Source organism: Microbacterium sp. EG9 (assembly GCF_059759475.1).
In genome coordinates, this window is the sequence record NZ_CM186217.1 from 2,319,244 (window position 1) to 2,345,484 (window position 26,241).

Sequence of the window (26,241 nt, forward strand, 5' to 3'; positions counted from 1 at the left end):
GAGAACCCTTGACTGACACCACCCCGACCGTCCTCTTCATCTGCCAGCACAACGCCGGCCGCTCCCAGCTTGGCGCCGCGCTCCTAGAGCACCTGGCCGGCGACCGGTTCACCGCGACATCGGCGGGACTGTCGCCCGCGGGCGAAGTGAACCCCGCCGTAGCTGCGACGGTTGCTGAACTTGGTATCGACATCACCGACCGGGTGCCCCGTGCTGTCACCAGCAAAGACCTCGATACGGCGGACGTTGTGGTCTTGATGAAGCCCGGCCTGGCTCTGCCGTCCACGCCGCGTGGTGAGGTGTTGGAGTGGTCCTTCCCGAACCCGGAGGCGTGGGACGCCGAGGCTGTGCGGCCACTGCGCGAAGCCGTCTCCGACAAAATCCGGACAACACTCCTCGCACGCTGAGCAACGAGAAGGGGGCGGAATCGCTGATGCGATCCCGCCCCCTTTCCTGCGTCCAGTTAGACGGTGGCCGGAGCGCGGCCGATCTGGAGCACCTGAGCCGGCGGGGCACAACAAGCACCGCCCAGGGATGCCCCGGAGGCGTCGAACAGGCCGGCGCCGCCGCACACGCCCGTGTCGGGCAGCGCGAGCTCCACCCGGCGGGCAGCCTCGTGGTCGCCCGCGAGCTCTGCGACGACGCTGCGCACCTGTTCGTACCCGGTGAGGGCGAGGAAGGTCGGTGCCCGCCCGTAGGACTTCGCGCCCACGAGGTAGAAGTCAGGCTCCGGCTGGGCGAGGTCGGCCGCGCCGGTGGCCGCGACCGAACCGCAGGAATGCACGTTGGGATCGACCTCCGCAGCGATGCGCACGGGCGCCTGCAATGTGGGATCCAGCTCCAACCGCAGCTCCGACAGGAACGACAGGTCGGGGCGGAACCCGGTGAGCACCACAACGCGATCGGCGGTGAGCCTGCGGCCATCTTCTGCGACCAGGACCGGGCGGTCCCCATCCGTGGTGACGCGCTCGACGCGGAACCCGGTCACGAGCGACACCAGCCCGGCGTCGACGAATTCCTTCGCCTTGATCCCCAACGCCCCGCGTGCCGGTAGCTCGTCGGCCTCACCACCCCCGAAGGCGTTCCCCGCGCTGGCACGGCGCAGCGCCCACGTCACCGTCGTGCCCGGGTCGCGGCGCGCCATGCGCGCCAGCGCGAGGACCGCCGTCACCGCCGAATGCCCGGAACCGATGACGACCGTGTGCCTCCCCTCAAACCCTTCCCGATCCCGGAAGTCGGGGATGCGGTACGACAGCAACCCGGCGGCGGCCCGCTCGCCCAGTGCGGGCAGACCGTCCGCGCCCGCGGGGTTGGGCGAGGACCACGTGCCCGAGGCGTCGATCACCGCGCGCGCCTGCAACCGGTACTCCTCCTCCTCGCTCGGCTGCACGTGAACCGTGAACGGCTGATCGCCGCGGCCCGCGTCAACGAGACGATCACGACCCAGACGGGACACCCCGACAACCCGAGCGCCGTACCGCACCCGGTCGCCCAACTCAGCAGCAAGCGGCGCGAGATAGCCGCTGATCCACTGCGAACCCGTCGGATACCCCGTCGTCGGAGCCGTCCACCCAGTGGGCTCGAGAATCCGCGCTCCGGCCGCGTCGATCAACTCCGGCCACTCCGAGAACAGGCGCACATGCCCCCACTCAGCAACCGCCGAGGCTGGACCAGCCCCGGCCTCCAGTACAACGACCGGCAGATCCCGCTCGACCAGGTGGGCGGCAGCAGCGAGCCCTTGCGGGCCGGCGCCGATCACCACGACAGGCAACGTGCTCTCCATCACTCACTCCTCACGCATCGAGAGAATTCGATGGATCGAGAATCCTCGATGTATCGACAAATGTCAATGCGACGTGCCAGAATCGTTGCATGCCCACGACACTTCCCCTTCTCACAGCGGACGCGGCGGTGTGCTGCGCGCCGGTCACCGGCGGGGTGCTGTCGCCCGACGAGGCCGAGCGAATCGCGCGAACGTTCAAGGCCCTAGGCGACCCCACCCGCGTAAGACTTCTCTCCCTCATCGCAGCGTCCGGCGACGGTGAGGCATGTATCTGCGACCTCACCGAGCCCGTCGGGCTATCTCAACCGACCGTCTCCCACCACATGAAGCTGCTCGTCGACGCGGGCCTCGCCACCCGCGAACAGCGCGGCCGCTGGGCCTACTACCGCGTCGTCACTGAAACGCTCGAGCGGGCCGCGAACGCACTTCACCCGTGAGCACTATCAGCATCCGTACGATGCAGCCCGAGGACTGGCCCGCCATCGAAGCCATCTACCGCGAGGGCCTCGCAACAGGCAACGCGAGTTTCGAAGCGGAGCCACCCACCTGGGACGCCTTCGACGGCGGGAAGCTGACGGCGGGCCGGCTCGTCGCCGTCGATACCGATAACGATGTGATCGGCTGGATCGCTGCGTCGGCTGTTTCGACCCGTGAGGTCTACCGCGGGGTTGTTGAACATTCGGTGTACGTCGCCACGCGCGTTCGCGGGGGTGGCGTCGGTCGAGCGCTTCTGAGTTCATTTCTCGAAGCGATGGACAACGCAGGAGTGTGGACGGTGCAGTCGAGCATCTTCCCCGAGAACCAAGCGAGCCTCGCGCTTCACGACCAGGCGGGCTTCCGTCGCGTCGGACACAGGGAACGCATCGCGCTCATGATCTACGGTCCGTGGGCTGGGCAATGGCGCGACACCATTCTGGTAGAGCGACGCCGCGCAGACGGGTGAAACCCCCGAAGAAATTGTTCGAGTAAGACCAGAGTCCTATCCCCGAAGTAGCGGGAGCGGGGCTTGAACCCGCGACCTCACGATTATGAGTCGTGCGCTCTCACCAACTGAGCTACCCCGCCGCGCCGCACCCACACGGCGAGATGTGGATGCTGCGAGCCCCGAGTCAGGATTGAACTGACGACCCCTTCCTTACCATGGAAGTGCTCTGCCACTGAGCTATCGGGGCGTGCCGCCCCTCGCGGGGCAACCAGAAAAGAATATCAGAGCCGAGGCGTCCGACAGAATCGGTCAGCCGACGGTGTGACCGCCCTTGGTGTGCTCGGCCAGCCACGGCATCGGGTCGATGCGCGTCGTGCCACCCAGAAGCACCTCGAGGTGCAGGTGCGGCCCGGTCGCCTTGCCGGTCTGGCCGACCCGGCCGATCACCTGACCGGCGGTGACCTTGTCGCCCTGCTTCACCTGCAGCGAGCCGTACTGCATGTGGCCGTAGCGGGTGGAGACGAGCTGACCGTCGATGATGTGATCGATGAGCACGGTCACGCCGTAGTCGCCGCCCGCCTCGGTCGCGATGCGCACGGTCCCGGCCGCCACGGCGTGGATCTCGGCCCCTTCGCCCGGCGTGAGGTCGACGCCGTTGTGCGGCGTGGCGAACTCAGACTCGTAGGCGAGCGACCCGAAGGCGGCCGAGATCGGCACACCGACGGGGAACGGGTACTGGATCGGCGACGTCGGGTCATTGACCCACGTGTTGGCGAACAGGCGCACACCGGACTCGGCCGCGAGCTCCGCCATCGAGGTGACGTTGTAGCTCTCGGGACGATCGAGGGTGTTGGGCTGTTCGGCGCCCGAAGCGACGAACGCCTGGATCTGGCTGCCCGATCCCGTCGTGAGCTTCTGGCTGGCCGTCACGGCGGTCGAGGTCGAGGTCGAGGTGGTGGTGTCGGATGCCGAGGCGATCGCCGCGGCGGGAGTCGTCGTGCTGACCGCGAGCAGTCCCACGACGGCCATGACGCCCACGGAGAAGGATGCCGCCGCCATCCGCTTCACCACCGCCGTCGCACGGGGCCGACGCGGTGCGACGTGCGGGGCCGGCTCGGCAGCGGACACGGTGTCGTCGGTGGCGTCGACGACCGGGCGCTGGACGGGGGTCTCACCGGTGAACGAGAACAGTCGCGCGGCGAACTCGAACTCGTCGAGGTCGCAGGCATCGTCCGCGGGGGCCGTGAAGGCGGAGCCCGACGGAAGCTGCTCGGCCACGGGGATCGACTGCGCGGCGACCGGCTGGTCGTCGGCGGCGTCGACGTGGACGTCGCTCAGGCGGGCGTCGACGTGGACCTCCACCTCGGCGGCACCGTCGGCGGCGACCGACTCGAAGACGGCGCGCGCTGCGCGGCGCAGACGCCGACGCGACGCCTCGTCGGGCTGCGCGCCCACGACGGTCTCGGCCACGATCGCCGCGGCGACATCCGCCACGACGGCCTCGGCGAGCGAGGGCTCGTCGGTCAGGTCGGTGGCGGGGGCCTCGGCGAGCGCGGCTTCGGGCGAGACCACGTCGGGAGCGGAGGCCGCGGCCGCCTCGGCAGCCCGGCGCCGGTACTCCGCGCGGGTCAGCACACCCGACCCGTTCGGCGTCGCCGCCGCTTCGGGTCGTCGGCTTGCGCGCCGTGACGGCGCGGCGTCAGCCGTGGGGGTGTCGAGGGTCACATCACAGGCTCTCGTCAGGCCGCACGGAAGGGGGAGCTCCGGGCGGCGACGTACTACGGGCTTCGGATCACTCTGCCGTTCGGGCCGGCAAAGATAACGATCGGGTAAACACTACATGCTGCACGCTGGGAATGCCATGGACGCGCGGTGGACGTTCCTATCCGTTTCCGCCCACGCCGTCGACCTCGTCGAGCAGGTCGCGCATCCGCTCGAACAGGCCGGGCCCGGCGGCGATCGTCATGTCGGCACCGGGTGCTCCGCCGGGCCGACCGCCGACGAGGCCACCGGCTTCGGTGACGAGCAGGGCGCCCGCCGCGTGATCCCACGGCTTCAATCCGCGCTCGAAGTAGCCGTCGAGTCGCCCGGCCGCGACGTACGCGAGATCGAGCGACGCGGCCCCGGCCCGGCGAAGATCGCGCGCGAGCACCATCAGGCGTCGCACGCGCGCCAGGTCGCCGTCGTGGGTCGCCGGGTCGTATCCGAAGCCGGTGGCCAGGAGGGCCCCGGCATCCGTCACCGTCGACACGGCCAGCCGCTGCTCGCCGAGCCAGGCTCCCCCGCCGCGCAGCGCATGGAACAGCTCGTCCACGACGGGGCTGTAGACCGCGGCGGCCTGCGCCTCCCACCGGCCCGGGCGGGGCTCACCGGTCACCGCCGCGATGCTGACGGCGTAGTGAGGGATGCCGTAGGCATAGTTGACGGTGCCGTCGATCGGGTCGACGATCCAGGTCACCCCGCTGGTGCCGGGCTGCGCGTCGGACTCCTCCCCGACGAAACCGTCATCGGGTCGCTCCTCAGCGAGCCGGTCGCGGATGAGCTGCTCGACCTCGCGGTCGGCCTCGGTGACGATGTCGGCGAGCGTGGACTTCGTCGCCGCCACGGCGACGCCCTCGGAGCGCCGTCGCCGTGCGAGCGCACCCGCCTCCCGAGCGATCTCGACAGCGATCACGTGCAAGCGCTCGGCATCCACCATGCCTCCACCGTACGCGCACTACCGTGGGCTCATGAGCGCGCTCTACGACGTCGTGATCGTGGGCGGGGGCCACAACGCCCTCACCGCCGCCGCCTATCTCGCCCGCGCACGCAAGCGCGTCGTCGTGCTGGAACGACAGCACGGATGGGGCGGGGCGGCGGTGTCCGAACACCCCTGGCCGGGAGTGGACGCGCGGCTCTCGCGCTACTCCTACCTCGTGAGCCTCCTGCCGCGGACGATCGTCGACGACCTCGACCTCCCGCTGGATCTGCGCCGGCGCCGCTACAGCTCGTACACGCCCGACCCCGGCGATCCGACCCGCGGTCTCCTCGTCGACAACGCGGATGCCGTGGCCACCACCGCGAGCTTCATCCGCACGACCGGCGACGTGCGGGAGGCGGAGCGCTTCTCGGAGCTCTCCGATCGCCTGCTCCCGCTCGCCGCCGCGGTGTTCCCGACCGTGACCTCACCGCTCCGGCGCGAATCCGAGCTGCGCGCGCTGCTGCCCGACGCGGGCCTCTGGGATGCCGTGACCCGACGCCCGCTCGGCGATCTCCTGCGCGACAGCCTGCACACCGACATCGCGCGCGGCGTGGCGCTGACCGACGGCCTCATCGGCACGTTCTCGTGGGCCGACGACCCCTCGCTGCGCCAGAACCGGTGCTTCCTCTATCACGTGATCGGCGGCGGCACCGGAGACTGGGACGTTCCGGTCGGCGGCATGGGGAGCGTCAGCGCGGCGCTCGAGCACGCGGCGCGAGCGGCCGGCGCCGAGCTGCGCGCCGAGGCGGAGGTGGTCGCGATCGATCCCGACGGGACCGTCACGCTCGCCTCCGGCGAGACCTTCTCCGGGCGGCTCGTGCTCAGCGGGGTCGGGCCCGCGGTGCTCGCCGATCTCCTCGGCGATCCGCGCACAGACGAGGCCGATCCGCCCGAGGGGGCTCAGCTGAAGGTGAACCTCCTCCTGTCGCGCCTGCCACGCCTGCGCGACGACGAGGTGGCCCCCGAGGCGGCGTTCGCGGGCACGTTCCACGTCAACGAGACGATGAGCCAGCTCGACGACGCCTACGCGACGGCCGCGACCGGCGGCATCCCCGACCCCCTCCCGGCCGAGATCTACTGCCACTCCCTCACCGACCCGTCGATCCTCGGCCCCCGGCTGCAGACCTCGGGGGCGCAGACGCTCACCCTCTTCGGTCTGCAGCTGCCACACCGGCTGAGCGCGGGCGCCGATCCCGACGACTACCGCGCGAGGCTCATGGATGCCGCTCAGCGCACGCTCGACGCGGTGCTGGCCGAACCGATCGCGGACTGCATCTACACCGCCCCCGACGGCACGCCGTGCATCGAGGCGCGCACGACCGTCGACCTCGAGCGATCGCTGCGGATGACGGGCGGCGACATCTTCCACGGCCCGCTCGCGTGGCCGTGGGCGGCGGACGATGAGCCTCTGGACTCCCCCGCGCAGCGGTGGGGCGTCGCGTCCTCCCACGATCGCGTGCTGCTGTGCGGATCGGGAGCGCGCCGCGGGGGCGCCGTCAGCGGCATCGGCGGCCACAACGCCGCGATCGCCGCTCTCGAGATCCTCGGATGAAGCTCGCGGCGCGGCGCGGCGCGCCGCCGGGCGGCCGTCAGCTGTGCTGCTGTGGAGGAAGCGGGGGCGGCGGCGGGAAGCCCTCGTACCCCTGAGCCGGCGGGCTCTCGACGGAGGGCGACGCGGAGGCCTGCGGCTGGTGCGCCGCGGGGGCGGCGGGCGCCGCGGCATCCGAGAACCAGACGCGCGCACCCGGCGACGGCTGCCCCGTGTAATAGGCGTTCCAGTCGGGAGACCCGTCGGGGAACACCGGCAGCGGGGTCACGCCGTCGGCGTGCGTCGGCCACGGCGCGGGCGACGGAGCCGAGGGGGTGAACTCCGCGGCGGGAGCGGCGGGAGCGGCCGGCTGCGGCGCGGGGGCGGCGCCGTACGGGGCGGCGCCATAGGGGGCAGCGCCGTAGGGCGCGGGGGCGGGCACCGACGGGCGGGGACGCTTGGGGGCGAAGAGCGCGTTCACGAGCGGGATGAGCGCGGTGCCGACCGCGGCGAGGATCGCCAGCGCGACGACCACACGCCAGTACAGCGGGCGGTACGTCACGTACTCGTCGGTCATGAGAGGCAGCACCAGCATGACCATCAGGATCGCCACCAGGCCGATCGTGACGTAGGCGACGATCGACGTGAACGTGGTCTGGTGACGCAGGAATGCGTTGAGGTACAGGCGCGTGTGCAGCAGTGCGCCCTGGATGATGAGGGCGATGAGGATGAAGCGGAACACACGCTCGGCGCCGGAGCCGAAGTAGCCGGTGGTCGGCATCCAGATGAGCACCGCCCCGACCAGGAGGATCAGCACCCAGGAGATCATGCTCGTCAGCGCCAGCCACGTCGGGCGGCGCGGGGCCAGGTTCGACTCGCCGATCGCCACGCCGGCGAAGCCCGCGAGCAGGAGGATCGTCAGGAACGCCTTGCCGACGATGCCGTTCGAGTCGCCGATCAGCACCCATACGACACAGACGAGCGCCGCGGCGATGAGCGCCCCGATCGCCACCCAGATCGTCGCCCGCAGGATCTTCGTGGAGTGCGGTGAGCTCGTCGGCTCGGTCATGTCGTTCCCTTCGTCGGGCATCCATCCGTTCCCCCATCCTGACACGGGGTGCGCCGGCCGTGCAGGTATGCGGGCGGGCGGCGCGCTACCCGGGAACGCGAAAGGCCCCGCCGAGACGGGGCCTTTCTGAGGGTGGCGAGTGAGGGATTCGAACCCCCGAAGTCGAAGACGGCTGATTTACAGTCAGATCCCTTTGGCCGCTTGGGTAACTCGCCAAGTGCGCACCCGCCCGGCTTTTGCAGTCGACCGGAGGCGCGATCAACCATCTTACCCGGCCGGGCGCCTTCCGAAAAACCGGAGGGCGCATCGCCTCGTCAGACGGGTGCGACGACGCGATCGACGAAGGCCTCGACGCGGTGACGCGTGCCGTCGATCCGCCTGTCCACGCTCGCGCGCACCTCGCTCGGCGCGAGCGGTGCGGCCAGCCGGACGTTCTCGTGGCAGCCGAGATCGGCGCAGATATAGGTGCCGACGCTGTCGCCGCGGGCCCCGGCATCCCCCGCCCGTCGCGCCGTGAACAGGGCGACCTGATTGCCGGGCTGCATCGTGTGGCAGAGGTTGCACATCGCGGCGCGCGGCCGCGCTCCGGATGCCGCGCGCAGCACGATCCCGGTGGGCACACCGTCGCGCTCAACGACCAAGTACCCGCGGCCGCGGAAGTCGGGGTCGGACCAGGCGAGGAAGTCCAGGTGGTCCCAGTCGGCGAGCACGAGCGAGAGCGGCACGCCCATCCGATCGACCTCGTCGGGTGTCGCGTTGACGAGCGCGGCGCGCACCTGATCCTCCGTGAGCGGCTGCATCCGTCCAGTCTACGAACGCGTCCGCGCCTGCGGGGGCGGGCCTCCGGGGTCTGCTCGCGCGGGCGCGGCTAGACTGCCACGCATGGCTGACAGCTCTTTCGACATCGTCTCCAAGATCGATCGCCAGGAGGCGGACAACGCGCTCAACCAGGCCCGCAAGGAGGTCGAGCAGCGCTACGACTTCAAGGGGACCGACGCCTCCATCGACTGGAGCGGCGAGGCGATCCTCATCAAGGCCAACAGCGAGGAGCGCGCGAAGGCCGTGCTCGACGTGTTCCAGACGAAGCTGATCAAGCGGGGCATCTCACTCAAGTCGCTCGACTCGGGCGAGCCGCAGGCATCCGGCAAGGAGTACCGCATCACCTCCACACTCAAGGAGGGCATCTCCTCGGAGGACGCGAAGAAGATCAGCAAGATGATCCGCGACGAGGGACCCAAGTCGGTCAAGGCGCAGATCCAGGGCGACGAGTTGCGCGTGCAGTCCAAGTCGCGCGACGACCTGCAGGAGGTGCAGCGGATGCTGAAGGCCGCCGACCTCGACGTCGACCTCCAGTTCACCAACTACCGCTGAGGGCGCCGGCCGCGCGGTCAGCCGCGGCCGAGACCCGGCACCAGCACGGGCGTGCGCCGCTTGTACTCCCGGTAGGCGGGCTCGTCGCCCCAGCGGGCGTCGGCGCGCTTCTCGAGCAGGGGGATGCCGCTCACGCGGGTCAGCAGCAGCACGACGAACACCGGCGAGACGAGAGTGACCCACTGCCACCCGGTCGCGGCGGGCAACGCGACGACGGCGACACCCACCCACACGAGGATCTCGCCGAAGTAGTTGGGATGCCGCGACCACGACCACACGCCCACGTCGATGAACCGGCCCGTGTTGGCGGGATCGCGCCGGAACGCGGCCTTCTGCCCGTCCGCGACGATCTCGATCACGAGACCGGCGAGCCAGACGACCGCGCCGACGACGATCCAGACGTCGAAACCCCGGCTCTCTCGCGCGGTGATGCCCACCCACGCCGCCGAGGACGTGACCGCGACCCAGAGACCCTGCATGATCCACACCCGCAGGAACGCCAGCGGGTTCACCTTGATGTCGTCGAAGCGCCCGTCCGAGCCCTGGGCGTGCACCCGGACGAACAGGAACACCGACAGCCGTACGCCCCAGATCACGATCATGGCGACCAGCACCCAGGCTCGCGCATCGGCGGGTGCGACCGCGATCAGCAGGCCCACCGCGACGAGCGCGAAGGTCAGGCCGCCGGTCAGGTCGAAGAACTTCTCCGTGCGCAGCAGCACGGCCGGGAGGTACGCGATCAGCTGGATCGCGAAGGCCGCGGCGACGGCGAGGGCGAACAGGGGGATGCCGCCGAGCGACTGTCCGGCGGTACTGCCGGCGACGGCGAGCGCGGCGCCGAGACCGAGGGCGACGAGGATCGTGACGAGGATGGCTCCGGGGCGCTGTGACATGGGGTCTCTCCGGGTGGGACGGGTCGGGCGGGTGGGACGGGGAACGGGGGCGGAGCGGTCAGCTGTAGAGGGCGTCGATCGTGCGCGACTCGCGGTTCAGCAGCTCGCGCCGACGGATCTTGAGGGTGGGTGTGACGATCTCGCGGTCCTCGGCATCCGCGAACACGAGCGCGAAGCGGCGCACCTGCTCGCTGCGCGAGACCAGCGTGTTCGCATCGTCGACGGCGCGCTGCACGGCCGCCCGCAGATCGGGGTCGTCGAGGGCGACGCTGCGGCCGTCGTGGGCCGAGGTCACGGCGTCCTGATCGAGCACGATCAGCGCGGTCAGGTAGGGCCGACCCTCCCCCACGGTGACCGCGGACGAGATGAGCGGGTGCTCCTCGATCGCCGCCTCCCAGCGCGCGGGCGCGACGGTCTTGCCGCCGGAGGTGGTCACGACATCCTTCACCCGGCCCTGCAGCACCAGCCGGCCGCGCTCGTCGAGCGTGCCGAGATCGCCGGTGCGGAAGAAGCCGTCCACGAACGCCTCGCGGTCATCGTCCGGGTTGCGGTAGCCGGAGAACACGCCGACGCCCTTGGCGAGCACTTCGCCGTCGTCGGAGATGCGCACGGTCGAGCCGGGCAGCGGGACGCCCACCGTCCCGGAGCGGATGCGCCCCGGGAGGTTGCCGGTGAGCGGCGCCGTCGTCTCGGTCAGGCCGTAGCCCTCGATGACGGGGATGCCCATCCCCCGGAACAGCAACGACAGCCGCGACGGCAGGGTGGCGCCTCCGGAGAGGACGTAGCGGATCCGCCCGCCCATGAGCGCGCGGATACGACGGTAGAACAGCGCGTCGAACAGGCGCCGACGCAGCGAGAGGCTCCACGAGGATGCCGGGACCTCGCCGTCGTCGATCCGCTCCTCCCGGCGCGCGGCCTGCACGGCGGTCCGCGCCGCCGCGGACCACACGCCGCCCAGACGCTTCTCGGCGGCCTTGGAACCGGCGGCCGCGGCGATCTTCTCCAGGATGCGCGGGACCACGACCAGGAAAGTCGGGCGCAGGACCGACAGCGACGCGACGACCTCCGACGGCTCCGAGAGGTGGGCGATGCGCATGCCGCTCGCCAGGCAGATCAGCTGCAGCCCGCGGGCGAGCACGTGCGCCAGCGGAAGGAAGATCACGGTGCTGCCGTCGGCGCGCACGATGTCGGAGTAGGCGGCCGCGATGTTGAGCACCTGCCCCAGGAAGTTCTCGTGAGTGAGCACGACGCCCTTCGGCGTGCCGCTGGTGCCGGAGGTGTAGACGATCGTCGCGGGCGATCCGGGTCCGGCCTGCGTCCGGGCCCGCTCCAGCGCGTCGTCGCCGACGGCGGCCCCGCTCGCGATGAGCGCGGGCAGACCGTCGGCCAGCGAGATCACCGTCGCGAGGCCGGCCTGCTCCAGCGCCGCGCGGGAACGCGCGTCTCCGCAGAAGGCGACGCGCACCTGCGCGTCGTCGACGATCGCCGCCACCTGGCTCGACGCCGAGGAGTCGTAGACGGGCACGACGACGCCGCCCGCGAACCAGACCGCGAGGTCGGCGACCGCCCACTCGTACCGGGTCGGAGCCATGATCGCCACGGCATCCCCCGCCTGGAGCCCTCCGGCGAGCAGCCCCTTGGCCACGGCGCGCACCTCGTCGGCGAAGGCGGCGGTGCGGACACCCCGCCAGCTCGCGCCGGCGCTGCGCACGTCGAACGCGACGTGGTCGGGTGCCTCCGCGACGCGGCGGACGAGGAGGTCGGTGACGTTGCGGTAGGCGGTCAGGTCGGCCAGTGGCGCGGTCGTCGCTTCTCTCACGGGCAGAGCTCTCCTTCGGATGGGGCGTGGCTACCTGGTGTTCGGAGCCGAGGCCCGATCGGATGGGATATCCGCAGCGACATCCTCGCACGCCGCGAAAACAGCCCCGGAGGGGTTGCATTACGGTCGACGTATGTGTAGCCGAGCGGGCGCGTTCGGTCGGCCCGCCGTCACACCCACGCCCTCACCGGCGCCCTCGCCGACGGCCTGATCAGGAGATCGCGCCGGACAGGAGCCAGCGCCGGAGCGCGGCGTACGCGGCATCCCTCGGGCCGGGGGCCGACAGGAAAACGTCGTGGATCGCGCCGTCGATGCGCGCGACCGTCACCAGCGGACCCAACCGCGTCGCGGCGCGGGCGATGTCGTCGACGACGAGCACGCTGTCGGTCGAGGTCATCTGCGCGCTCCACAGCACGGGCGAGGTCGACCCGGTCGAGAGCATCGTGAGCACGGGCGCGTCGATCGTCATGCCCGCGGCGACCGTGGCGTGGCCACGCATGACCGCGGCCAGCCAGCCCGGATGGGTCGGGAAGCCCCGCTCGGGCCGCCACCCCTCAGGGCTGTCGGGCAGAGTGCCGAGCTCGCGCTGCGCGCGGGTGTAGAAGCCGAGGTCGACGACCGGGTGCGCCCCGAGCGGGTCGAAGCGCGCGCGCATCTCGATGAGCGGTGCGATCGCCTGACGCCCGATCGTGCCGGTCTGCAGTTCGAGCCACGGACTGTTGAGCACGACGGCGCTCGCGACGCCCGGATGCCGCGCCGCCCACAGGCTGAGCGTCAGCCCGCCCGTGGAATGCCCCAGGAGCACGAGCCGTCGCCGGCTCGCGCCGTCGTGTCCCATCGCGGCCAGTGCCGCCGCGATGTCGCCGTCGTAGTCCTCGAGGGCGGCGACGTAGCCGGGGGTCTGGCCGGGGCGCAGGCTGCGCCCGTAGCCGTGCAGGTCGAGCGCGTAGAACCGGGCGCCGAGGCCCGTCCACAGCCGGGCCAGCCCGGTCTGGAAGAAGTAGTCCGACCACCCGTGCACGTACAGCACGTCGACGCCGTTCAGGGCGCGCAGCCACGGCATCCGCGGGAGGGAGCGCACGAGGGTGGCAGGACCGGCGTCCGCCTCGAGCTCGAGCGTGAGCTGTTCGAAGCCCGGCCCGAGGATGTCTGCGCCCCACCCGCCCGCCATGCCGCCAGCCTATCGGCGGGACCCGTGCGCGGCACGGATGCCGGCCTCGCCGGCGCGAGCGGAGGAGATTTCTCCTCGGGAGGACGGATGCCGCGAAGACGACCTCCCGACGCGAAATCTCCTCCCGAGCGGTTCATCGTGCACTGTGGAGCCGTTGCGGCCCGACATGATGGCCGCCGTCGATCTGCAGGACGAGCCGCTCACCGATGAGCAGATCGACGCGGTGGCCGGCGATCCAGATCTGGCGCCGCAGCGGCAGACGCATCCACCGCAGCCGGGGCACGACGAAGGTCTCGAGCCCCGAGTCGGACCAGACCTCCGCCGCGGCGAGCACGCGGCGCGCACAGGCCGGAAGACGAAGCCGCGCGAGCGCCGCGGCATCCATCTCCGCATTCCGCAGCGCCGACTCCCACACCGCCAACGCGACCTCGAACGGCTGGCACGCGGCGACAGCAGCGAGCACGTTCTCGGGGGCATCGACCAGGGCATCCGGATGCCGCGGAACCACCGGCCGCGCCCAGTGCACGACCGCGGTGGCCGTCGGCGCCCTCCCCGCGTGCGCGTGAGCGGCGACGTGGACCCGCGTGTCGTCGTCGCGCACCCACCACCCGCGCCGGCGCGCCTGCGTCACGCACGAGATCACCACGCCCGACCGTGCCGCCGCGATCAGGTGCGGGTCGGCATCCGGTACGGCCAGCCAGCCGCGGGCCACGCGCACCAGCTCCCGCCGCGCCACCGCGCGGTCGAGCGCACCGCGCCCGTATCCGGCTCGCCCGATCCGGTCGCTGCGGACCACGCCCCCGCGCTCTCGGGCCCACGTCGCGGCATCCATGTGCGACATCGTGACCCGCGGCGCATCCGGCGACCCCGCACGCCGCGGCATCCGTGTACAACCTGTCGCTTTCGCCCCGCTGGGGAGGAGCCGAAGCAGGCCGACCGGTGCGCGCCAACGGAGGAGATTTCCGTTCCGGAGGATGGATGCCGCGAAAACGACCTCCCGACGCGAAATGTCCTCCCGAACCGACGGCTTACTCGCCGCGGGAGACCCGGACCATCTCGTCGCGGTCGACGACCTTGATGCGGGCGCGGTCCTGGGCCGCCCCGAGGGCGACCTCGTGCTCGTCCAGGCGGTGCCAGCCGTCGAGATCCGTCCACGCGACCCCGCGCGACTCCAGCAGCGCCGGGATCGCCTCGGCGGAGGGATCGGCCGGCTGCCACCACGACGCCTGGTCGTTGATGAGGTGGCTGATCGTCTCCATCGCGTCAGACTTGGTGTGGCCGATCAGTCCCACCGGACCGCGCTTGATCCAGCCGGTGGCGTACACACCGGGGACCCGCTCGTTGGAGTCCTTGTGCAGCACCTGGCCCTCGTGGTTGGGGATCACGCCGTGCTTCTTGTCGAACGGGACGCCGGGAAGCGGGGAGCCGAAGTACCCGACGGCACGGTAGAGCTGCTGGATCGGCACCTCGCGCAGCTCGCCGGTGCCGACGACGCCGCCCTCCGCATCGGGACGGGTGCGCTCGTAGACGAGGGCCGCGACGCGCCCGGTGTCGTCGGTCTTGACCTCGACCGGCTTGGCCCAGAAGTGCAGGTGCAGTCGGCGCGACGCCTCACCACCGGCGTTGTTCACGCCCGGGCGCTGACGCCACGACTGCAGCACGCGGTCGATGACCATGACCTGCTTGTTGCTCGCGACCGCGGCGCGCGAGGCCTCGTCGTAGTCGAAGTCCTCGTCGTAGACGACCATGTCGACGTCGCGCAGCTCACCGAGCTCGCGCAGCTCGAGCGGCGTGAACTTCACCTGCGCCGGGCCGCGGCGGCCGAACACGTGCACGTCGGTGACCTGCGACGCCTCGAGCCCGGCGTGCACGTTCGCGGGGATCTCGGTGACCAGGAGGTCCTCGGCGTGCTTGGCGAGCACGCGGGCGACGTCGAGCGCGACGTTGCCGTTGCCGATGACGGCGACGGACGCCGCATCCAGGGGCCATTCGCGCGGGAAGTCGGGGTGGCCGTCGTACCAGCTGACGAAGTCGGCCGCGCCGAACGAGCCGACGGCGTCGATGCCCGGGATGTCGAGCGCGGCGTCCTTGATCGCGCCGGTCGCGAAGATGACGGCGTTGTAGTGCTGCTTGAGGTCGTCGAGGGTGATGTCCTCGCCGAAGCGGACGTTGCCGAAGATGCGGATGTCGCCGCGGTCGAGCACGTCGCGCAGGGCCGTGATGATGCCCTTGATGCGCGGGTGATCGGGCGCCACGCCGTAGCGCACGAGCCCGTACGGGGCCGGGAGGTGGTCGAACAGGTCGATCGAGACGTCGAACTTGCGCTCCGCCTTCAGCAGGATGTCCGCCGCGTAGATGCCGGCAGGACCCGCGCCGACGATGGCCAGCCTCAGCTTGGTCATGGGTGTTTCCTTCGTGTTCTTCCGGTCGTTGAGCCCGGGCCGGCCGGCCCGCGCCGACACGCGATCAGCTGGAGCGGTCGACGATGACGTGGGCGAGTTTGACGAGCGCGTCGCGGACGGGGCCGGCCGGGAGCGGGTCGATCGCCTCGATCGCGGCATCCGCCCATTCGTACGCCTTCGCCCGGGTCGCCTCCGTGACCGCGTGGGTGCGCAGCTGCTCCATCGCCTCGTCGAGGATCGCCGGATCGGCGCCGTCGGCGATGCGGGCCACGCCGTCGTCGATCGTCGCCTTCAGCGCGCGCGACGCCGGGTCGGAGGCACGTCCGAGCAGCAGATACGGCATCGTCGGAACGCCGGCGCGCAGGTCGGTGCCGGGGACCTTGCCGGTCTGTGCGGGATCGTCGGAGAGGTCGATGACGTCGTCGAGCAGCTGGAAGGCGACGCCCACCTTCTCGCCGTACTCCAGCGCGGGCCGGCGGTACTCGGACGGAGCGTCCGAGAACAGGATGCCGGCCTGAGCGGATGCCGCGATCAGCGAGCCCGTCTTGTCGGCCAGCACCTGGAGGTAGAAGTCGACCGGATCCTCGCCCGCCTGCGCGCCGACGGTCTCGTGCATCTGACCGAGCACGAGACGCTCGAACGTGTCGGCCTGCAGGCGGATCGCCCGCTCGCCGATCTGCGCCATCAGCTGGCTGGCGCGCGAGAACATGAGGTCGCCGGTGAGGATCGCGACGTTGTTGCCCCACACCGCGTGGGCGCTGGGGACGCCGCGTCGCACGTCCGCGCCGTCCATGACGTCGTCGTGGTAGAGCGAGCCCAGATGCGTCATCTCGAGCGCGGTCGCACCGGTCACGACCTGCTCGGTCGTGCCCTCGCCGAGCTGCGCGGTCAGCAGCGTCAGCATGGGCCGCACCCGCTTGCCGCCCGCCTCGTAGAGGTAGCGGGTGGTGGCGTCGGCGAGCGCATCGCTCACGCGCAGTTCGCGGGCGAGGGTGTCCTCGACACGGTCGAGGCCGTCTTCGACGACCGCGAGGAGCTTGCGCATCCGGGGACCGGCGAGCACGCGCTCGGTCAGGCCGAGATTGGCCGTCAGTCGCGCGCCGGCAGCGGAAGGGCTCGGAGTCACCATCCCAGCCTACCCGCGGCCGTCAGGTCCCGCCCGCCGCGGGTTCAGACCAGCGGCTTCACCGCGCGGTGCAGAGCCACGATGCCGAAGGTGAGATCGCGGTGCGCGACGCGGGTCCACCCGGCATCCCGGATCCACGACGACAGGGTCACCTGGTCGGGCCAGTCCTTGATCGACTCGTTGAGGTAGTCGTACGCGTCGGCGTTGGAGCTCACCGTCCGGGCCACGGTCGGGAGGATCCGGTCGTTGTAGAAGCGGTACAGGCCCGCGAAGGCCGCGTTCTGCGGGTGCGAGAACTCGCAGACGACGAGCCTGCCCCCGGGCGCGGTCACGCGCAGCATCTCTGCGAGCGCCTTCTTGGGGTCGTTGACGTTGCGCAACCCGAACGAGATCGTCACGACGTCGAACTCGTCGTCGGCGAAGGGCAGTGCCATCGCGTCGGCCTCGACGAACGTGACGTTCGGGACGTGGCCGTGCCGGCGACGACCCTCGGCGATCATGCCGGGAGAGAAGTCCCCGGCCACGACCTCGGCGCCGCTGCGGGCGATCGCCACGGAACTGGCGCCCGTCCCCGCAGCCAGATCGAGGATGCGCTGGCCCGGGCGGGGCGCGATGGCGCGCGTCGTGGCGATGCGCCAGAGGCGGTCGTTGCCGAGGCTGAGGACCGTGTTCGTGCGGTCGTACCCCGCCGCGACCTCGTCGAACATGCCGCTCACGCGGGACGGATCCTTGCCCAGGTCGGCGCGGTGCTCACTCACCCTTCGATCCTAGGCGCGGGTCCCGGCCCACGGTGCGCCCCCGCCGGGCGCGACCGCGTCGAGCACCGCCAGCCAGCGCGCGGCGGTGGCGCCGTCGTACGGCGCCCGCTCCGCGCGGACGTCGGCCTCGAGCGCGACCGCGACGTCCTCCAGGCGGTCGACGATCTCCCGCGGGTATCCATAGCGGACGCGGTGCTCGTCCCACTCGTCGCGGTCGTCGATCCAGATGCCCCGGCCGTCGCGGGCGCGCACGACGTCGAGGTCCATGTCGATGCCCGTCGGCGTCGGGATGCCGTCGGCGTCGGCCGCGGCATCCCATCGCAGATCCCACGCGATGTCGATGTAGATCGCGATGCGCGGGTGGGTCGCGTTGAGGGTCGCCGCGTACTCGCCGCCGGGCGGGACGAGCGTCACGTTGTCGCCGAGGCTGACCGTGTCGACGCCGGGGCGCGCGCTGCGCCAGCCGTCACGCTGGCCGACCCAGTCGCCGTGCTCGTCGCTGCCGAGGAACACGCACTCGTGCTCCCAATGCGGGCCGCCGTCCCACTTGCGCCAGCGGAAGACGAGCGGGGTGCCGGGCGCGGGGCGAGCGGTCATGGTCGCGAGCCTAACCGGCCGCCACCGTCGCCGCGGCCGGCACGGACGCGGCGGATTAGGCTGAACGGGTGAGTTCCGCGCCGTCCCGTCCGCCCCGTCTGCGCATCGTGACCCGCGAGATCGCCCCCATCGACGACCCGCTCGAGTACGCCGACCCGGCCGATCCGCTGGTGTGGACCCGGCGCGGCTCGTGGCTGGTCGGTGTCGGCTCCGCCCTGACGCTCACGGCCTCGGCGACGGATGCCGCGACCCTCGCCGACCGCTGGCGCGAGGTCGCGGCGGCGGCGGTGGTCGACGACCACGTCCGGGCGCCGGGAACGGGGCTGATCGCCTTCGGCGCACTCCCCTTCGACACGCAGTCCGCCTCGTCGGCCGTCCTCACCGTGCCGCTGCTGACCGTGGGCTCGCGCGACGGGCGCACGTGGGCGTCGTGGGTGCTGCCCGAGGAGGGCGCCCCCGAACCCGACGAGCCGCGCGCCATCGGCTACGGACCGCACTGGTCGGCCGCGGTCGGCCCCGGCGCGCTCACCCCCGAGGGCTACCAGGACGCGGTGCGCGCGGGCCTCGCGGCGATCGCCTCGGGCGAGGTCAGCAAAGTCGTCCTCGCCCGCGAGCTGGCGGGCACGGTGCCGGCCGACGCCGATCTGCGCCGGCTGGTGCGCTCCCTCGCCTCGGCCTACCCCGACACCTGGGTCTACGCGGTCGACGGTCTCATCGGAGCCAGCCCCGAGACGCTCGTGACGGTCTCCGGGGGCCAGGTCACCGCGCGCGTGCTCGCCGGCACGGTGGCGCGCGGTTCGGGTCCGGATGCCGATCGCGAGGCGGCTCTGCGGCTCGCCACCAGCGCGAAGGATCTGGCGGAGCATCAGTACGCCGTCCGCAGCCTCGTCGACGCGCTCACCCCGCACACGAGCGCGCTGGCCGCCGCCGAACAGCCCTTCACCCTCGCCCTGCCCAACGTCTGGCACCTCGCCACCGACGTCGAGGCGACCACCTCGCCCGAGACGTCGGCGCTCGATCTGCTGGGCGTGCTGCATCCCACGGCGGCCGTCGCCGGAACACCGACGGCCGCGGCGCTCGCGGCCATCCGCCGCATCGAGCCGTTCGACCGCGGGCGGTACGCGGGCCCGGTCGGGTGGGTCGACGCCCACGGCGACGGGGAGTGGGCCATCGCGCTGCGCGGGGCGCAGTTCGACCTCGCGGCGACGGATGCCGGCGGCATCCCGTTCCGCGCCCACGCGGGCGCGGGGATCGTCGCGGGCAGCGACCCCGAGGCCGAGATGCTGGAGACCCGCGTGAAGTTCCGGCCGATCGTCGACGCGCTGGCGTAGGGCGTCTCGACTCGGCGCTGCGCGCCGCAACTCAACGACCGGGCGCCGCGGGCTCAGGTCGCGGCGAGGCGGACCTTCTCGGCCTCCACGTCGAAGTCCGCCGCGGGCCACTGCGGATCGACGTCCTCGAGGGCGTCGAGCAGGAGCGCCTGGACGGCGAGGCGCGCGTACCACTTGCGGTTCGCGGGCACGACGTGCCACGGGGCGTTCGGCGTGGACGTCCGCTCGAAGACCGTCTGGTAAGCCGCCATGTACTCGTCCCAGCGCTGCCGCTCGTCGACGTCGCCGGGGTTGTACTTCCAGTGCTTGTCGGGACGGTCCAGCCGCTCCCGCAACCGCTCCTTCTGCTCGTCGGCGGAGATGTGCAGCATCACCTTCACGAGGCGGATGCCGCGGTCGGTGAGGCCCTTCTCGAAGTCGACGATCGCCCCGTAGCGGCGCTCGATCTCCTCGGCCGGGGCCAGCGCGCGCACCCGCCCGATGAGGACGTCCTCGTAGTGGGAGCGGTCGAAGACGCCGATGAGGCCCGGCGCCGGCACGCGCTTGTCGATGCGCCACAGGAAGTCGTGCGCGAGCTCCTCCGGCGTGGGCTTCTTGAAGGCGGCGAGCGCGATGCCCTGGGGATCCACCGAGCCGACGACGTGGCGGACGATGCCGCCCTTGCCGGCGGAGTCCATCGCCTGGAGCACGAGGAGCACGGCGGGGGCGTCCTCCTGGATGCGGCTCTGCGCGTACAGGCGCTCCTGCAGCTCGTCCAGCTCGTCGGCGCCCGCCTCGAGGTCCGACCGGCCGCTGCTCTTGCCCTCCTCGTACCCCGGCGTCGAGGACGGGTCGAGGTCGGCGAGGCGGAATCCGGGGTCGGCGCGGAGGATGTCGGCGGGGTCGGCGCTCCAGTGCTTCTGGCTTCTCGCGGTCATCACCACATCATGGCGCGACCCCGGGGTTTCGGCCAGGGCTCAGCGATCGAGCGCGACCTCGACGATCTGACGGCCGGCCACGCGGGCGGTGAGCGCCTGATCCAGCTCGGTCCGCGTCGCGGCGCGGACGTAGTCCCAGCCGTAGGCCGCGGCCAGCGCGGCGACGTCGACGTCCTGCGGCGTGTAGAGCACCCGCTCCATCGCGGACGGCGCGGCCACCGACGCGACCTCGAGACCGTCGAAGATCGTCCCGCCCCCGTCGTTGCCGACGACCACCTGGAGGCGCGGGGCCTCCTCACCGACCGGCAGCAGCAGCGCGCCCACGTCGTGGAGGAAGGCGAGGTCTCCCGTCAGCACCCGGGTCACCCCGACCGCCGCGGTCGCCTGACTCGCGAGGGCGATGCCGGTCCCGGTGGCGATCGTGCCGTCGATGCCCGCCAGTCCGCGGTTGGCGTGGACCGGGACCTTCTTGCCGCCGAGCACCTCGTCGGCGACCCGCACCAGCCGCGACGACGCGAACAGCAGCCGGTCGTGCGGCCAGGTGGCCCGCCAGACGGCGTCGACCAGCGCGACCCGGTCGATCGGCCTGCGCGCGATCGCCAGTTCCGACGCGATCGCCCCCAGCCGTTCGGCGGGAACGGCCGACGACAGGGCCTCGGCGTCGGGCGCCGGCGGCGCGAGATCGACGGATGCCGCGCGCGACGCCCGCATCCACGCGCCGAACCAGTCGCGGTCGACGTCGCCCACGGCGGCGACGACCGCATCGACCGCGATCGACGACCCGTTGAGATTGAGGGGCTCCCCCGGCCCGCGCACCGCGAGCACCTCGACATCGTCGCGCGAGAGCACCGCGACGACCTCGCGACTGAGCGTCGGATGCCCGAACACGACGGCGCGTTCGATGCGACCGCCGAGCTCCGGGTCGCGGAGCAGGCGGCGGTAGCCGTGCACGAGGTTGCGGCCGAACCGCGCCCCGCTGACGATCTCGGCGACGAGCGGCCACCCGCCGGCGTGCGCCAGCGCCTCGGCGCCGGTCCCGGCATCCGCGCCGGCGATCACCACGGTGCGCGGTCCGCGCACGAGCACATGGGGGTCGCCGTCGGGATCGGTCGGCAGGTTCGACTCCCCGATGCCGCCGCCACCCTGGTACAGCGCGCCCGACGGCTCGATCTGGACCGGATCCTCCGCGGCGACGTCGGGCCCGACGGGCGCGGTGTCCAGCTCGAGCTCCGGCGTGCCGAGCCACGGCGGCAGGCCGCCGGCCAGCGGGTCGCGCAGCGGCAGGTTGAGGTGCACGGGCCCGGCCTGACGGGTGCCCGCGCCGAGCGCCGCGGCGACCGCGTCCTCCGCCACCCGCCGCAGCATGGCGGACTGCTCCCCGGTACCGTCGGCATCCACCTCGTCCGGCACCGGCAGATCCTCCTCCAGCCGCATGTTCGGAGCGAACATGCCGGGCTGGCGGGTGGTCTGGTTGGCGCCGACGCCGCGCAGCTCGGGCGGACGGTCGGCCGTCAGCAGGATCAGCGGGACACCGGCATGGTGCGCCTCCAGCGCGGCGGGAAGGAGATTGGCGACCGCGGTGCCGGACGTGCACACGACGACCGCGGGCATGCCCGACTCGCGCCCGACGCCGAGCGCCGTGAAGCCGGCGACCCGTTCGTCGATGCGCACGTGCACGCGCACGGCGCCACGGCTCTCCAGCTCGGCCGCGACGAGGGCCAGCGCCTGCGAGCGCGATCCCGGGCTGACGACCACGTGCCCCACGCCGAGCTCGACGAGGCGCCCCAGGAGCGCCGCGGCGGCATCCGTCGCCGGCGCGCGACCGGCGAGAGGGCTCTCGTCCATGTCAGGCGGCGCTGCCGCGACGGTTCTCGTCGGGGTCATCGTCCGGGGCGGTCGCGGGCTCGTCGCCGGCGCCGCGCCGGCGGTCGGGCTCCGGACCCTCGGAGTCGAGGGCGGCCAGCTCCGCCTCCAGGCGGCGGATGCGCTCGTCCTGGTCGGCGATCGAGATCGCGCCCAGGCTGCCGAGGAAGTCGGGGTTGTCGTCGGGGGCGCGGAAGGTGCTCACCCGCTGGGGACGGCCGCGACCGACCACGAACCACATCACGCCGCCGATGATGGGCAGCAGCACCACGAGCAGGATCCAGACCGGCTTGCTGACGCCGCGATGGCGCGTCGGCGGCTGCAGGGCGCAGTCGACGATGCTGTACACCCAGAAGGCGATCAGCAACAGCGCCAGAGGCAGCAGAATGCGCACCACCCCTCCATCCTAGGCGCGCGCCGGCATCCTCGGCGGGCGCGGGCACGGGTACGGGCGCACGGACGACGCGCGTAGGCTGGAGGCATGCGTGTCCGTTCGGCCCTCGTCTACAGCGTGCTGCGTCTCCTGGTGTTCGTGGTGCCGTTCGGGATCATGATGCTGTTCCCGGTCATGCGCGAGTACTACTGGCTGTCGGCGATCTTCGCCGCCCTCATCGGCCTGAGCCTGTCGGTGCTGTTCCTGCGCCGTCCGCTCGACGATCTGACCGCGGGCCTCGCCGAGCGTCGCGCGCGCCGCGCCGCGACCGACGAAGACGTCGAGGATGCCGCGGCCGACCAGGCCGCCGCCGCACCGACGGAGTGAGCGCGGGCGCCGGGTGACCGGTGCCGTCAGCCCGTGAACGCCCAGAACAGCAGCGCCGCGACGGCCAGCGACGTCAGCGACGTCAGCCCGAGCGCCACGACCAGCTCCCGCGGCGCGCGATAGGTCCAGACGATCAGGACGGCGCAGGCCGCGGGGATGAGCGCGAGCAGCGCCAGCCAGGCGAGCGGGTAGAAGACCGCCAGGAACGCCACGATCGCGAAGGCGCCGACCACCAGCACCGTGAACAGGATCTGCGTCGCCCGGCGCCCGATACGCACCGTGAGCGTGCGCTTTCCGGCGAGGCGGTCCTGATCGATGTCGCGGAGGTTGTTGGCCAGGAGCACGGCGCAGGCGAGGAGCCCGGCGATCACGCCGCCGAACCAGCTCTCCTGCGGCACGGTGCCGACCTGGACGAAGGTGGTGCCGACCGTGGCCACCAGGCCGAAGAAGACGAAGACGAACAGCTCGCCGAGACCGGCGTACCCGTAGGGACGCTTGCCGCCGGTGTAGAACCAGGCCGCCACCAGGCACGCGGCGCCGATCAGCGCCATCCACCAGTACCCCGTGCGCACGATGAGGGCGATACCGGCGGCCGCCGCGATGCCGAAGAAGACGAGGGCGACGATCAGGACGGTGCGCGGCTGCGCCTTGCGCGACGCGGTGAGCCGCGCCGGCCCGACGCGGTGGTCGTCGGTGCCACGGATGCCGTCGCTGTAGTCGTTCGCGTAGTTGACGCCGATCTGGATCGACACCGCGACGACGAGGCAGCACAGCGCGACCACCCAGCGCAGCGGCATCCCGCCGAGCAGCGCCGCGCCGGTGCCGATGAGCACGGGCGAGACGGCGAGGGGCAGGGTGCGCAGGCGCGCCGCGCCGATCCAGTCGCGCGCGGTGGCGCGCTCGACGTGCGCGGGGTCGCCGGAGAGCTGCGCCCTCTGCGGATTGCCGCGCGGCGTGTGCGCCGCGGAGCGCCGTCCCGAACGGGCCTTCTTCTTGCGGGTGCTGCCTGCCACGCGAGAATCCTATGCCCGCGGACGCATGAGTCCCCTGTGATGCCGACGCGGCGCGCTCACGCGCCGGCGTCCGCCGCGAGCCGGCGGAGGGCGGCGCGATCGGGCTTGCCGCTCGGCAGCAGCGGGATGGCGGCGACCGGCACGACCGCCCGGGGGCGTGCGGGCGCACCGATCTCGGCCTCGACGGCGGCGCGGATGCCGCGGAGGGCGTCATCGGCATCCCCCGCGCCGGCCGCGACGACCACGACCGACGCCTCGCCCCACCTCTCGTCGGGCACCGGGACCACGACGGCGTTGACGAGCCCGGGAAGTGTCCGCACCACCCGTTCGACGCGGTCGAGCGCCACGTTGATCCCGCCCGAGATGATGACGTTGTCGCGGCGACCGGTGATCGCGAGGCGTCCGTCGAACGCGCCGGCGTCACCGGTGCGGTACCAGCGGGTGCCCGCCGCGTCGCGGAAGAACGCGGCATCGGTGCGCGCGGCATCGCCCAGGTAGCCGTCCGCGAGGGTGGGACCCGACAGGAGCACCTCGCCGTCGTCGATGCGGACGCCGACGCCGTCGAGCGGCACGCCGTCGTAGACGCAGCCGCCCGCGGTCTCGCTCGATCCGTAGGTGCGCACGATGCGCACGCCGGCGTCGGCGGCGCGCGCGGCGAGCGCGGGGGCGAGCGCCTGCCCGCCCACCAGCACCGCCGAGAACCCGGCGAGTGCGCGGCGGGCGGCCGGATCGGGGTCGTCGAGGAGGGTCTGCAGCTGCGCCGGGACGAGGGACGTGTACGTCGGCACCGGCCGCCCGCCGTCGCTCGATGCCATGGAGGATGCGGCGGCGACGAACCCCGCCGTGCGGAACGGCCCCGACAGGAGCGCGGGCTCGCGTCCGGCGACGAGCGCGCGCACGAGCACCTGGACCCCGGCGATGTAGCCCGGCGGCAGCGCGAGCAGCCACGCCCCCTCGCCGATGCGCGCGCTCGTCGCGAGCGCCGAGGCCGTCAGCGCGGAACGGCTGAGCGCGACCGCCTTGGGGTACCCCGACGACCCGGATGTCGTGACGACCACCGCGGTGCCGGCCGGAACCTCCGCGGGCAGCGCATCTCCGGAACCGGACGGCGCGCCGAGGGCGATCGCGGGGCCCGCCCCCAGCACCGCGCCCCGCAGTCCGCGCAGCACCGCGCGCGCATCGGCGGCATCCACCCGCTCCAGCTTCACCGTCGCCTCCGCGCCGTCGCGTCAGTAGTGGTACGGATAGGGCGACCAGTCGGGGTCGCGCTTCTGCAGGAAGGCGTCGCGACCCTCCACGGCCTCATCGGTGCCGTACGCGAGGCGCGTGGCCTCGCCCGCGAACACCTGCTGGCCGACCATGCCGTCGTCGATCGCGTTGAACGCGAACTTCAGCATGCGGATCGCGGTGGGCGACTTGCCGAGGATCGTCCGCGCCATCGCGATCGCCTCGCGCTCGAGCTCCGCGTGCGGGACCACGCGGTTCACGGCGCCCATCTCGTAGGCGCGCTGCGCCGAGTACTCCTCCGCGAGGAAGAACACCTCGCGCGCGAGCTTCTGACCGACCTGACGCGCCATGTAGGCAGACCCGTACCCCGCATCGAACGAGCCCACGTCGGCATCCGTCTGCTTGAACCGGCCGTGCTCGGCGCTCGCGATCGACAGGTCGCAGACGATGTGCAGCGAGTGCCCGCCGCCGGCGGCCCACCCGGGGATCACGGCGATGACGACCTTCGGCATGAAACGGATGAGCCGCTGCACCTCGAGGATGTGCAGCCGGCCGGCGCGGGCCGGGTCGGGGGCGGTCGCGTCGTCGGCCGCGTAGGTGTAGCCGTCCCGGCCGCGGATGCGCTGGTCGCCGCCGGAGCAGAACGCCCAGCCGCCGTCCTTGGGGCTCGGGCCGTTGCCCGTCAGCAGCACGACGCCGATGCGCGGGTCCTGTCGCGCGACGTCGAGGGCCCGGTACAGCTCGTCGACCGTGTGCGGCCGGAAGGCGTTGCGCACCTCGGGCCGATCGAACGCGATGCGCGCGATGCGGCCGTCGCCGGAGACGTGCGCCGTGATGTCGGTGTAGTCGGCCGCGCCGGGCGCGAGCGTCCACGCGGTCGGATCGAACAGCTCGGAGACGAAGGTGTCGGTCACCCGGCCAGCCTACGCGCGGGCATCGCCATGGCGT

At 72.2% G+C, this 26,241-nt stretch carries 26 protein-coding genes and 3 tRNA genes; 7 read left to right on the forward strand and 22 right to left on the reverse strand.

What is annotated here, in order from left to right; genetic code table 11:
• Positions 1-8: 8 nt before the first annotated feature.
• A complete protein-coding gene (locus AC6CQV_RS10935) occupies positions 9-407 on the forward strand; it encodes an arsenate-mycothiol transferase ArsC (RefSeq protein WP_498259478.1) in 399 nt (132 codons plus the stop codon).
• A gap of 56 nt (positions 408-463) precedes the next feature.
• Here AC6CQV_RS10935 and AC6CQV_RS10940 read toward each other — a convergent pair whose 3' ends face one another.
• Complete coding sequence (locus tag AC6CQV_RS10940) at positions 464-1,783, reverse strand: NAD(P)-binding domain-containing protein (RefSeq protein WP_498259479.1); 1,320 nt, start codon at positions 1,781-1,783, stop codon at positions 464-466.
• An 89-nt stretch (positions 1,784-1,872) separates the two neighbouring features.
• On the opposite strand from AC6CQV_RS10940, the gene AC6CQV_RS10945 reads away from it, so the two are divergent.
• Positions 1,873-2,220 carry an ArsR/SmtB family transcription factor gene (locus AC6CQV_RS10945; protein ID WP_498259480.1) on the forward strand — a complete coding sequence of 116 codons (348 nt, stop codon included), beginning with the start codon at positions 1,873-1,875 and terminating at the stop codon, positions 2,218-2,220.
• Between the two features lie 20 nt (positions 2,221-2,240).
• Positions 2,241-2,726 (forward strand): GNAT family N-acetyltransferase, encoded by a 486-nt coding sequence (locus AC6CQV_RS10950; protein ID WP_498259481.1) that lies wholly within the window; start codon positions 2,241-2,243, stop codon positions 2,724-2,726.
• 48 nt (positions 2,727-2,774) lie between these two features.
• Here the strand turns inward: AC6CQV_RS10950 and AC6CQV_RS10955 are convergent.
• The 4 genes from AC6CQV_RS10955 to AC6CQV_RS10970 all read right to left on the reverse strand — a co-directional run bounded on the left by AC6CQV_RS10955 (position 2,775) and on the right by AC6CQV_RS10970 (position 5,406).
• Positions 2,775-2,848 (reverse strand) — tRNA-Met (locus AC6CQV_RS10955).
• Between the two features lie 35 nt (positions 2,849-2,883).
• Positions 2,884-2,955 (reverse strand) — tRNA-Thr (locus AC6CQV_RS10960).
• A 62-nt stretch (positions 2,956-3,017) separates the two neighbouring features.
• Positions 3,018-4,343 carry a M23 family metallopeptidase gene (locus AC6CQV_RS10965; protein WP_498259482.1) on the reverse strand — a complete coding sequence of 442 codons (1,326 nt, stop codon included), beginning with the start codon at positions 4,341-4,343 and terminating at the stop codon, positions 3,018-3,020.
• A 247-nt stretch (positions 4,344-4,590) separates the two neighbouring features.
• On the reverse strand, positions 4,591-5,406 hold the full coding sequence (locus tag AC6CQV_RS10970; protein ID WP_498259483.1) for an inositol monophosphatase family protein: 816 nt from the start codon (positions 5,404-5,406) through the stop codon (positions 4,591-4,593).
• Between the two features lie 31 nt (positions 5,407-5,437).
• On the opposite strand from AC6CQV_RS10970, the gene AC6CQV_RS10975 reads away from it, so the two are divergent.
• A complete protein-coding gene (locus tag AC6CQV_RS10975) occupies positions 5,438-7,000 on the forward strand; it encodes a phytoene desaturase family protein (RefSeq protein WP_498259484.1) in 1,563 nt (520 codons plus the stop codon).
• Between the two features lie 37 nt (positions 7,001-7,037).
• On the opposite strand, the gene AC6CQV_RS10980 is transcribed toward AC6CQV_RS10975, so the two are convergent.
• The 3 genes from AC6CQV_RS10980 to AC6CQV_RS10990 form a co-directional block, all read right to left on the reverse strand.
• Positions 7,038-8,045, reverse strand: a complete 1,008-nt coding sequence (locus AC6CQV_RS10980) for a hypothetical protein (protein WP_498259485.1) — start codon at positions 8,043-8,045, stop codon at positions 7,038-7,040.
• 133 nt (positions 8,046-8,178) lie between these two features.
• A tRNA-Tyr gene (locus tag AC6CQV_RS10985) sits at positions 8,179-8,260 on the reverse strand.
• A 99-nt stretch (positions 8,261-8,359) separates the two neighbouring features.
• Positions 8,360-8,845, reverse strand: coding sequence for an FBP domain-containing protein (locus AC6CQV_RS10990; RefSeq protein WP_060960374.1), 486 nt, complete (start codon positions 8,843-8,845; stop codon positions 8,360-8,362).
• A gap of 82 nt (positions 8,846-8,927) precedes the next feature.
• On the opposite strand from AC6CQV_RS10990, the gene AC6CQV_RS10995 reads away from it, so the two are divergent.
• A complete protein-coding gene (locus AC6CQV_RS10995) occupies positions 8,928-9,416 on the forward strand; it encodes a YajQ family cyclic di-GMP-binding protein (protein WP_060960373.1) in 489 nt (162 codons plus the stop codon).
• 17 nt (positions 9,417-9,433) lie between these two features.
• On the opposite strand, the gene AC6CQV_RS11000 is transcribed toward AC6CQV_RS10995, so the two are convergent.
• From AC6CQV_RS11000 to AC6CQV_RS11035, 8 genes are all read right to left on the reverse strand, one after another.
• Positions 9,434-10,309: a DUF1295 domain-containing protein gene (locus tag AC6CQV_RS11000; RefSeq protein WP_060960372.1), complete on the reverse strand. Its 876-nt coding sequence runs from the start codon at positions 10,307-10,309 to the stop codon at positions 9,434-9,436.
• Between the two features lie 58 nt (positions 10,310-10,367).
• Complete coding sequence (locus AC6CQV_RS11005; protein ID WP_498259486.1) at positions 10,368-12,128, reverse strand: AMP-dependent synthetase/ligase; 1,761 nt, start codon at positions 12,126-12,128, stop codon at positions 10,368-10,370.
• A gap of 211 nt (positions 12,129-12,339) precedes the next feature.
• A complete protein-coding gene (locus AC6CQV_RS11010) occupies positions 12,340-13,299 on the reverse strand; it encodes an alpha/beta hydrolase (protein WP_498259487.1) in 960 nt (319 codons plus the stop codon).
• 133 nt (positions 13,300-13,432) lie between these two features.
• Entirely contained in the window at positions 13,433-14,131 is a 699-nt protein-coding gene (locus tag AC6CQV_RS11015; RefSeq protein ID WP_498259488.1) for a DNA/RNA helicase, read from the reverse strand.
• Between the two features lie 196 nt (positions 14,132-14,327).
• Positions 14,328-15,701: an FAD-dependent oxidoreductase gene (locus tag AC6CQV_RS11020; protein WP_498259489.1), complete on the reverse strand. Its 1,374-nt coding sequence runs from the start codon at positions 15,699-15,701 to the stop codon at positions 14,328-14,330.
• 64 nt (positions 15,702-15,765) lie between these two features.
• On the reverse strand, positions 15,766-16,827 hold the full coding sequence (locus tag AC6CQV_RS11025; protein ID WP_082734227.1) for a polyprenyl synthetase family protein: 1,062 nt from the start codon (positions 16,825-16,827) through the stop codon (positions 15,766-15,768).
• Between the two features lie 44 nt (positions 16,828-16,871).
• Positions 16,872-17,585, reverse strand: a complete 714-nt coding sequence (locus AC6CQV_RS11030; protein WP_060960366.1) for a demethylmenaquinone methyltransferase — start codon at positions 17,583-17,585, stop codon at positions 16,872-16,874.
• 9 nt (positions 17,586-17,594) lie between these two features.
• Entirely contained in the window at positions 17,595-18,182 is a 588-nt protein-coding gene (locus AC6CQV_RS11035; RefSeq protein ID WP_205282345.1) for a DUF402 domain-containing protein, read from the reverse strand.
• Positions 18,183-18,250: 68 nt separating this feature from the next.
• Between AC6CQV_RS11035 and AC6CQV_RS11040 the strand changes: the two genes are divergently transcribed.
• Positions 18,251-19,513, forward strand: a complete 1,263-nt coding sequence (locus AC6CQV_RS11040; RefSeq protein WP_061782305.1) for an isochorismate synthase — start codon at positions 18,251-18,253, stop codon at positions 19,511-19,513.
• Positions 19,514-19,566: 53 nt separating this feature from the next.
• Here AC6CQV_RS11040 and AC6CQV_RS11045 read toward each other — a convergent pair whose 3' ends face one another.
• Genes AC6CQV_RS11045 through AC6CQV_RS11055 form a run of 3 tightly spaced genes read right to left on the reverse strand, consistent with a single transcriptional unit; the run spans position 19,567 to position 22,690 of the window.
• A complete protein-coding gene (locus AC6CQV_RS11045; RefSeq protein ID WP_060960363.1) occupies positions 19,567-20,430 on the reverse strand; it encodes a polyphosphate kinase 2 family protein in 864 nt (287 codons plus the stop codon).
• 39 nt (positions 20,431-20,469) lie between these two features.
• Entirely contained in the window at positions 20,470-22,275 is a 1,806-nt protein-coding gene (gene menD, locus AC6CQV_RS11050) for a 2-succinyl-5-enolpyruvyl-6-hydroxy-3-cyclohexene-1-carboxylic-acid synthase (RefSeq protein ID WP_101305639.1), read from the reverse strand.
• Between the two features lies 1 nt (position 22,276).
• Positions 22,277-22,690 carry a PLD nuclease N-terminal domain-containing protein gene (locus AC6CQV_RS11055; protein ID WP_191007963.1) on the reverse strand — a complete coding sequence of 138 codons (414 nt, stop codon included), beginning with the start codon at positions 22,688-22,690 and terminating at the stop codon, positions 22,277-22,279.
• A gap of 84 nt (positions 22,691-22,774) precedes the next feature.
• Here AC6CQV_RS11055 and AC6CQV_RS11060 point away from each other — a divergent pair, with 84 nt between their 5' ends.
• Positions 22,775-23,053, forward strand: coding sequence for a DUF4229 domain-containing protein (locus AC6CQV_RS11060; protein ID WP_101305638.1), 279 nt, complete (start codon positions 22,775-22,777; stop codon positions 23,051-23,053).
• 26 nt (positions 23,054-23,079) lie between these two features.
• Here the strand turns inward: AC6CQV_RS11060 and AC6CQV_RS11065 are convergent, their stop codons facing one another.
• Genes AC6CQV_RS11065 through AC6CQV_RS11075 form a run of 3 tightly spaced genes read right to left on the reverse strand, consistent with a single transcriptional unit; the run spans position 23,080 to position 26,207 of the window.
• Positions 23,080-24,066: a 1,4-dihydroxy-2-naphthoate polyprenyltransferase gene (locus tag AC6CQV_RS11065; RefSeq protein ID WP_101305637.1), complete on the reverse strand. Its 987-nt coding sequence runs from the start codon at positions 24,064-24,066 to the stop codon at positions 23,080-23,082.
• A gap of 56 nt (positions 24,067-24,122) precedes the next feature.
• Positions 24,123-25,274, reverse strand: coding sequence for an AMP-binding protein (locus AC6CQV_RS11070; protein WP_498259490.1), 1,152 nt, complete (start codon positions 25,272-25,274; stop codon positions 24,123-24,125).
• A 21-nt stretch (positions 25,275-25,295) separates the two neighbouring features.
• A complete protein-coding gene (locus AC6CQV_RS11075) occupies positions 25,296-26,207 on the reverse strand; it encodes a 1,4-dihydroxy-2-naphthoyl-CoA synthase (protein WP_492492901.1) in 912 nt (303 codons plus the stop codon).
• Between the last annotated feature and the right edge of the window lie 34 nt (positions 26,208-26,241).

What these genes read in the sequence shown, in the direction of transcription:
- AC6CQV_RS10940 (WP_498259479.1), bottom strand. Translation starts at nt 1,783, where the DNA reads ATGGAGAGCACGTTGCCTGTCGTGGTGATCGGCGCCGGCCCGCAAGGG.
- AC6CQV_RS10945 (WP_498259480.1), top strand. Translation starts at nt 1,873, where the DNA reads ATGCCCACGACACTTCCCCTTCTCACAGCGGACGCGGCGGTGTGCTGC.
- AC6CQV_RS10950 (WP_498259481.1), top strand. Translation starts at nt 2,241, where the DNA reads ATGCAGCCCGAGGACTGGCCCGCCATCGAAGCCATCTACCGCGAGGGC.
- AC6CQV_RS10970 (WP_498259483.1), bottom strand. Translation starts at nt 5,406, where the DNA reads ATGGTGGATGCCGAGCGCTTGCACGTGATCGCTGTCGAGATCGCTCGG.
- AC6CQV_RS10975 (WP_498259484.1), top strand. Translation starts at nt 5,438, where the DNA reads ATGAGCGCGCTCTACGACGTCGTGATCGTGGGCGGGGGCCACAACGCC.
- AC6CQV_RS10980 (WP_498259485.1), bottom strand. Translation starts at nt 8,045, where the DNA reads ATGACCGAGCCGACGAGCTCACCGCACTCCACGAAGATCCTGCGGGCG.
- AC6CQV_RS10990 (WP_060960374.1), bottom strand. Translation starts at nt 8,845, where the DNA reads ATGCAGCCGCTCACGGAGGATCAGGTGCGCGCCGCGCTCGTCAACGCG.
- AC6CQV_RS10995 (WP_060960373.1), top strand. Translation starts at nt 8,928, where the DNA reads ATGGCTGACAGCTCTTTCGACATCGTCTCCAAGATCGATCGCCAGGAG.
- AC6CQV_RS11000 (WP_060960372.1), bottom strand. Translation starts at nt 10,309, where the DNA reads ATGTCACAGCGCCCCGGAGCCATCCTCGTCACGATCCTCGTCGCCCTC.
- AC6CQV_RS11010 (WP_498259487.1), bottom strand. Translation starts at nt 13,299, where the DNA reads ATGGCGGGCGGGTGGGGCGCAGACATCCTCGGGCCGGGCTTCGAACAG.
- AC6CQV_RS11015 (WP_498259488.1), bottom strand. Translation starts at nt 14,131, where the DNA reads ATGGATGCCGCGACGTGGGCCCGAGAGCGCGGGGGCGTGGTCCGCAGC.
- AC6CQV_RS11020 (WP_498259489.1), bottom strand. Translation starts at nt 15,701, where the DNA reads ATGACCAAGCTGAGGCTGGCCATCGTCGGCGCGGGTCCTGCCGGCATC.
- AC6CQV_RS11035 (WP_205282345.1), bottom strand. Translation starts at nt 18,182, where the DNA reads ATGACCGCTCGCCCCGCGCCCGGCACCCCGCTCGTCTTCCGCTGGCGC.
- AC6CQV_RS11045 (WP_060960363.1), bottom strand. Translation starts at nt 20,430, where the DNA reads ATGACCGCGAGAAGCCAGAAGCACTGGAGCGCCGACCCCGCCGACATC.
- menD (WP_101305639.1), bottom strand. Translation starts at nt 22,275, where the DNA reads ATGGACGAGAGCCCTCTCGCCGGTCGCGCGCCGGCGACGGATGCCGCC.
- AC6CQV_RS11060 (WP_101305638.1), top strand. Translation starts at nt 22,775, where the DNA reads ATGCGTGTCCGTTCGGCCCTCGTCTACAGCGTGCTGCGTCTCCTGGTG.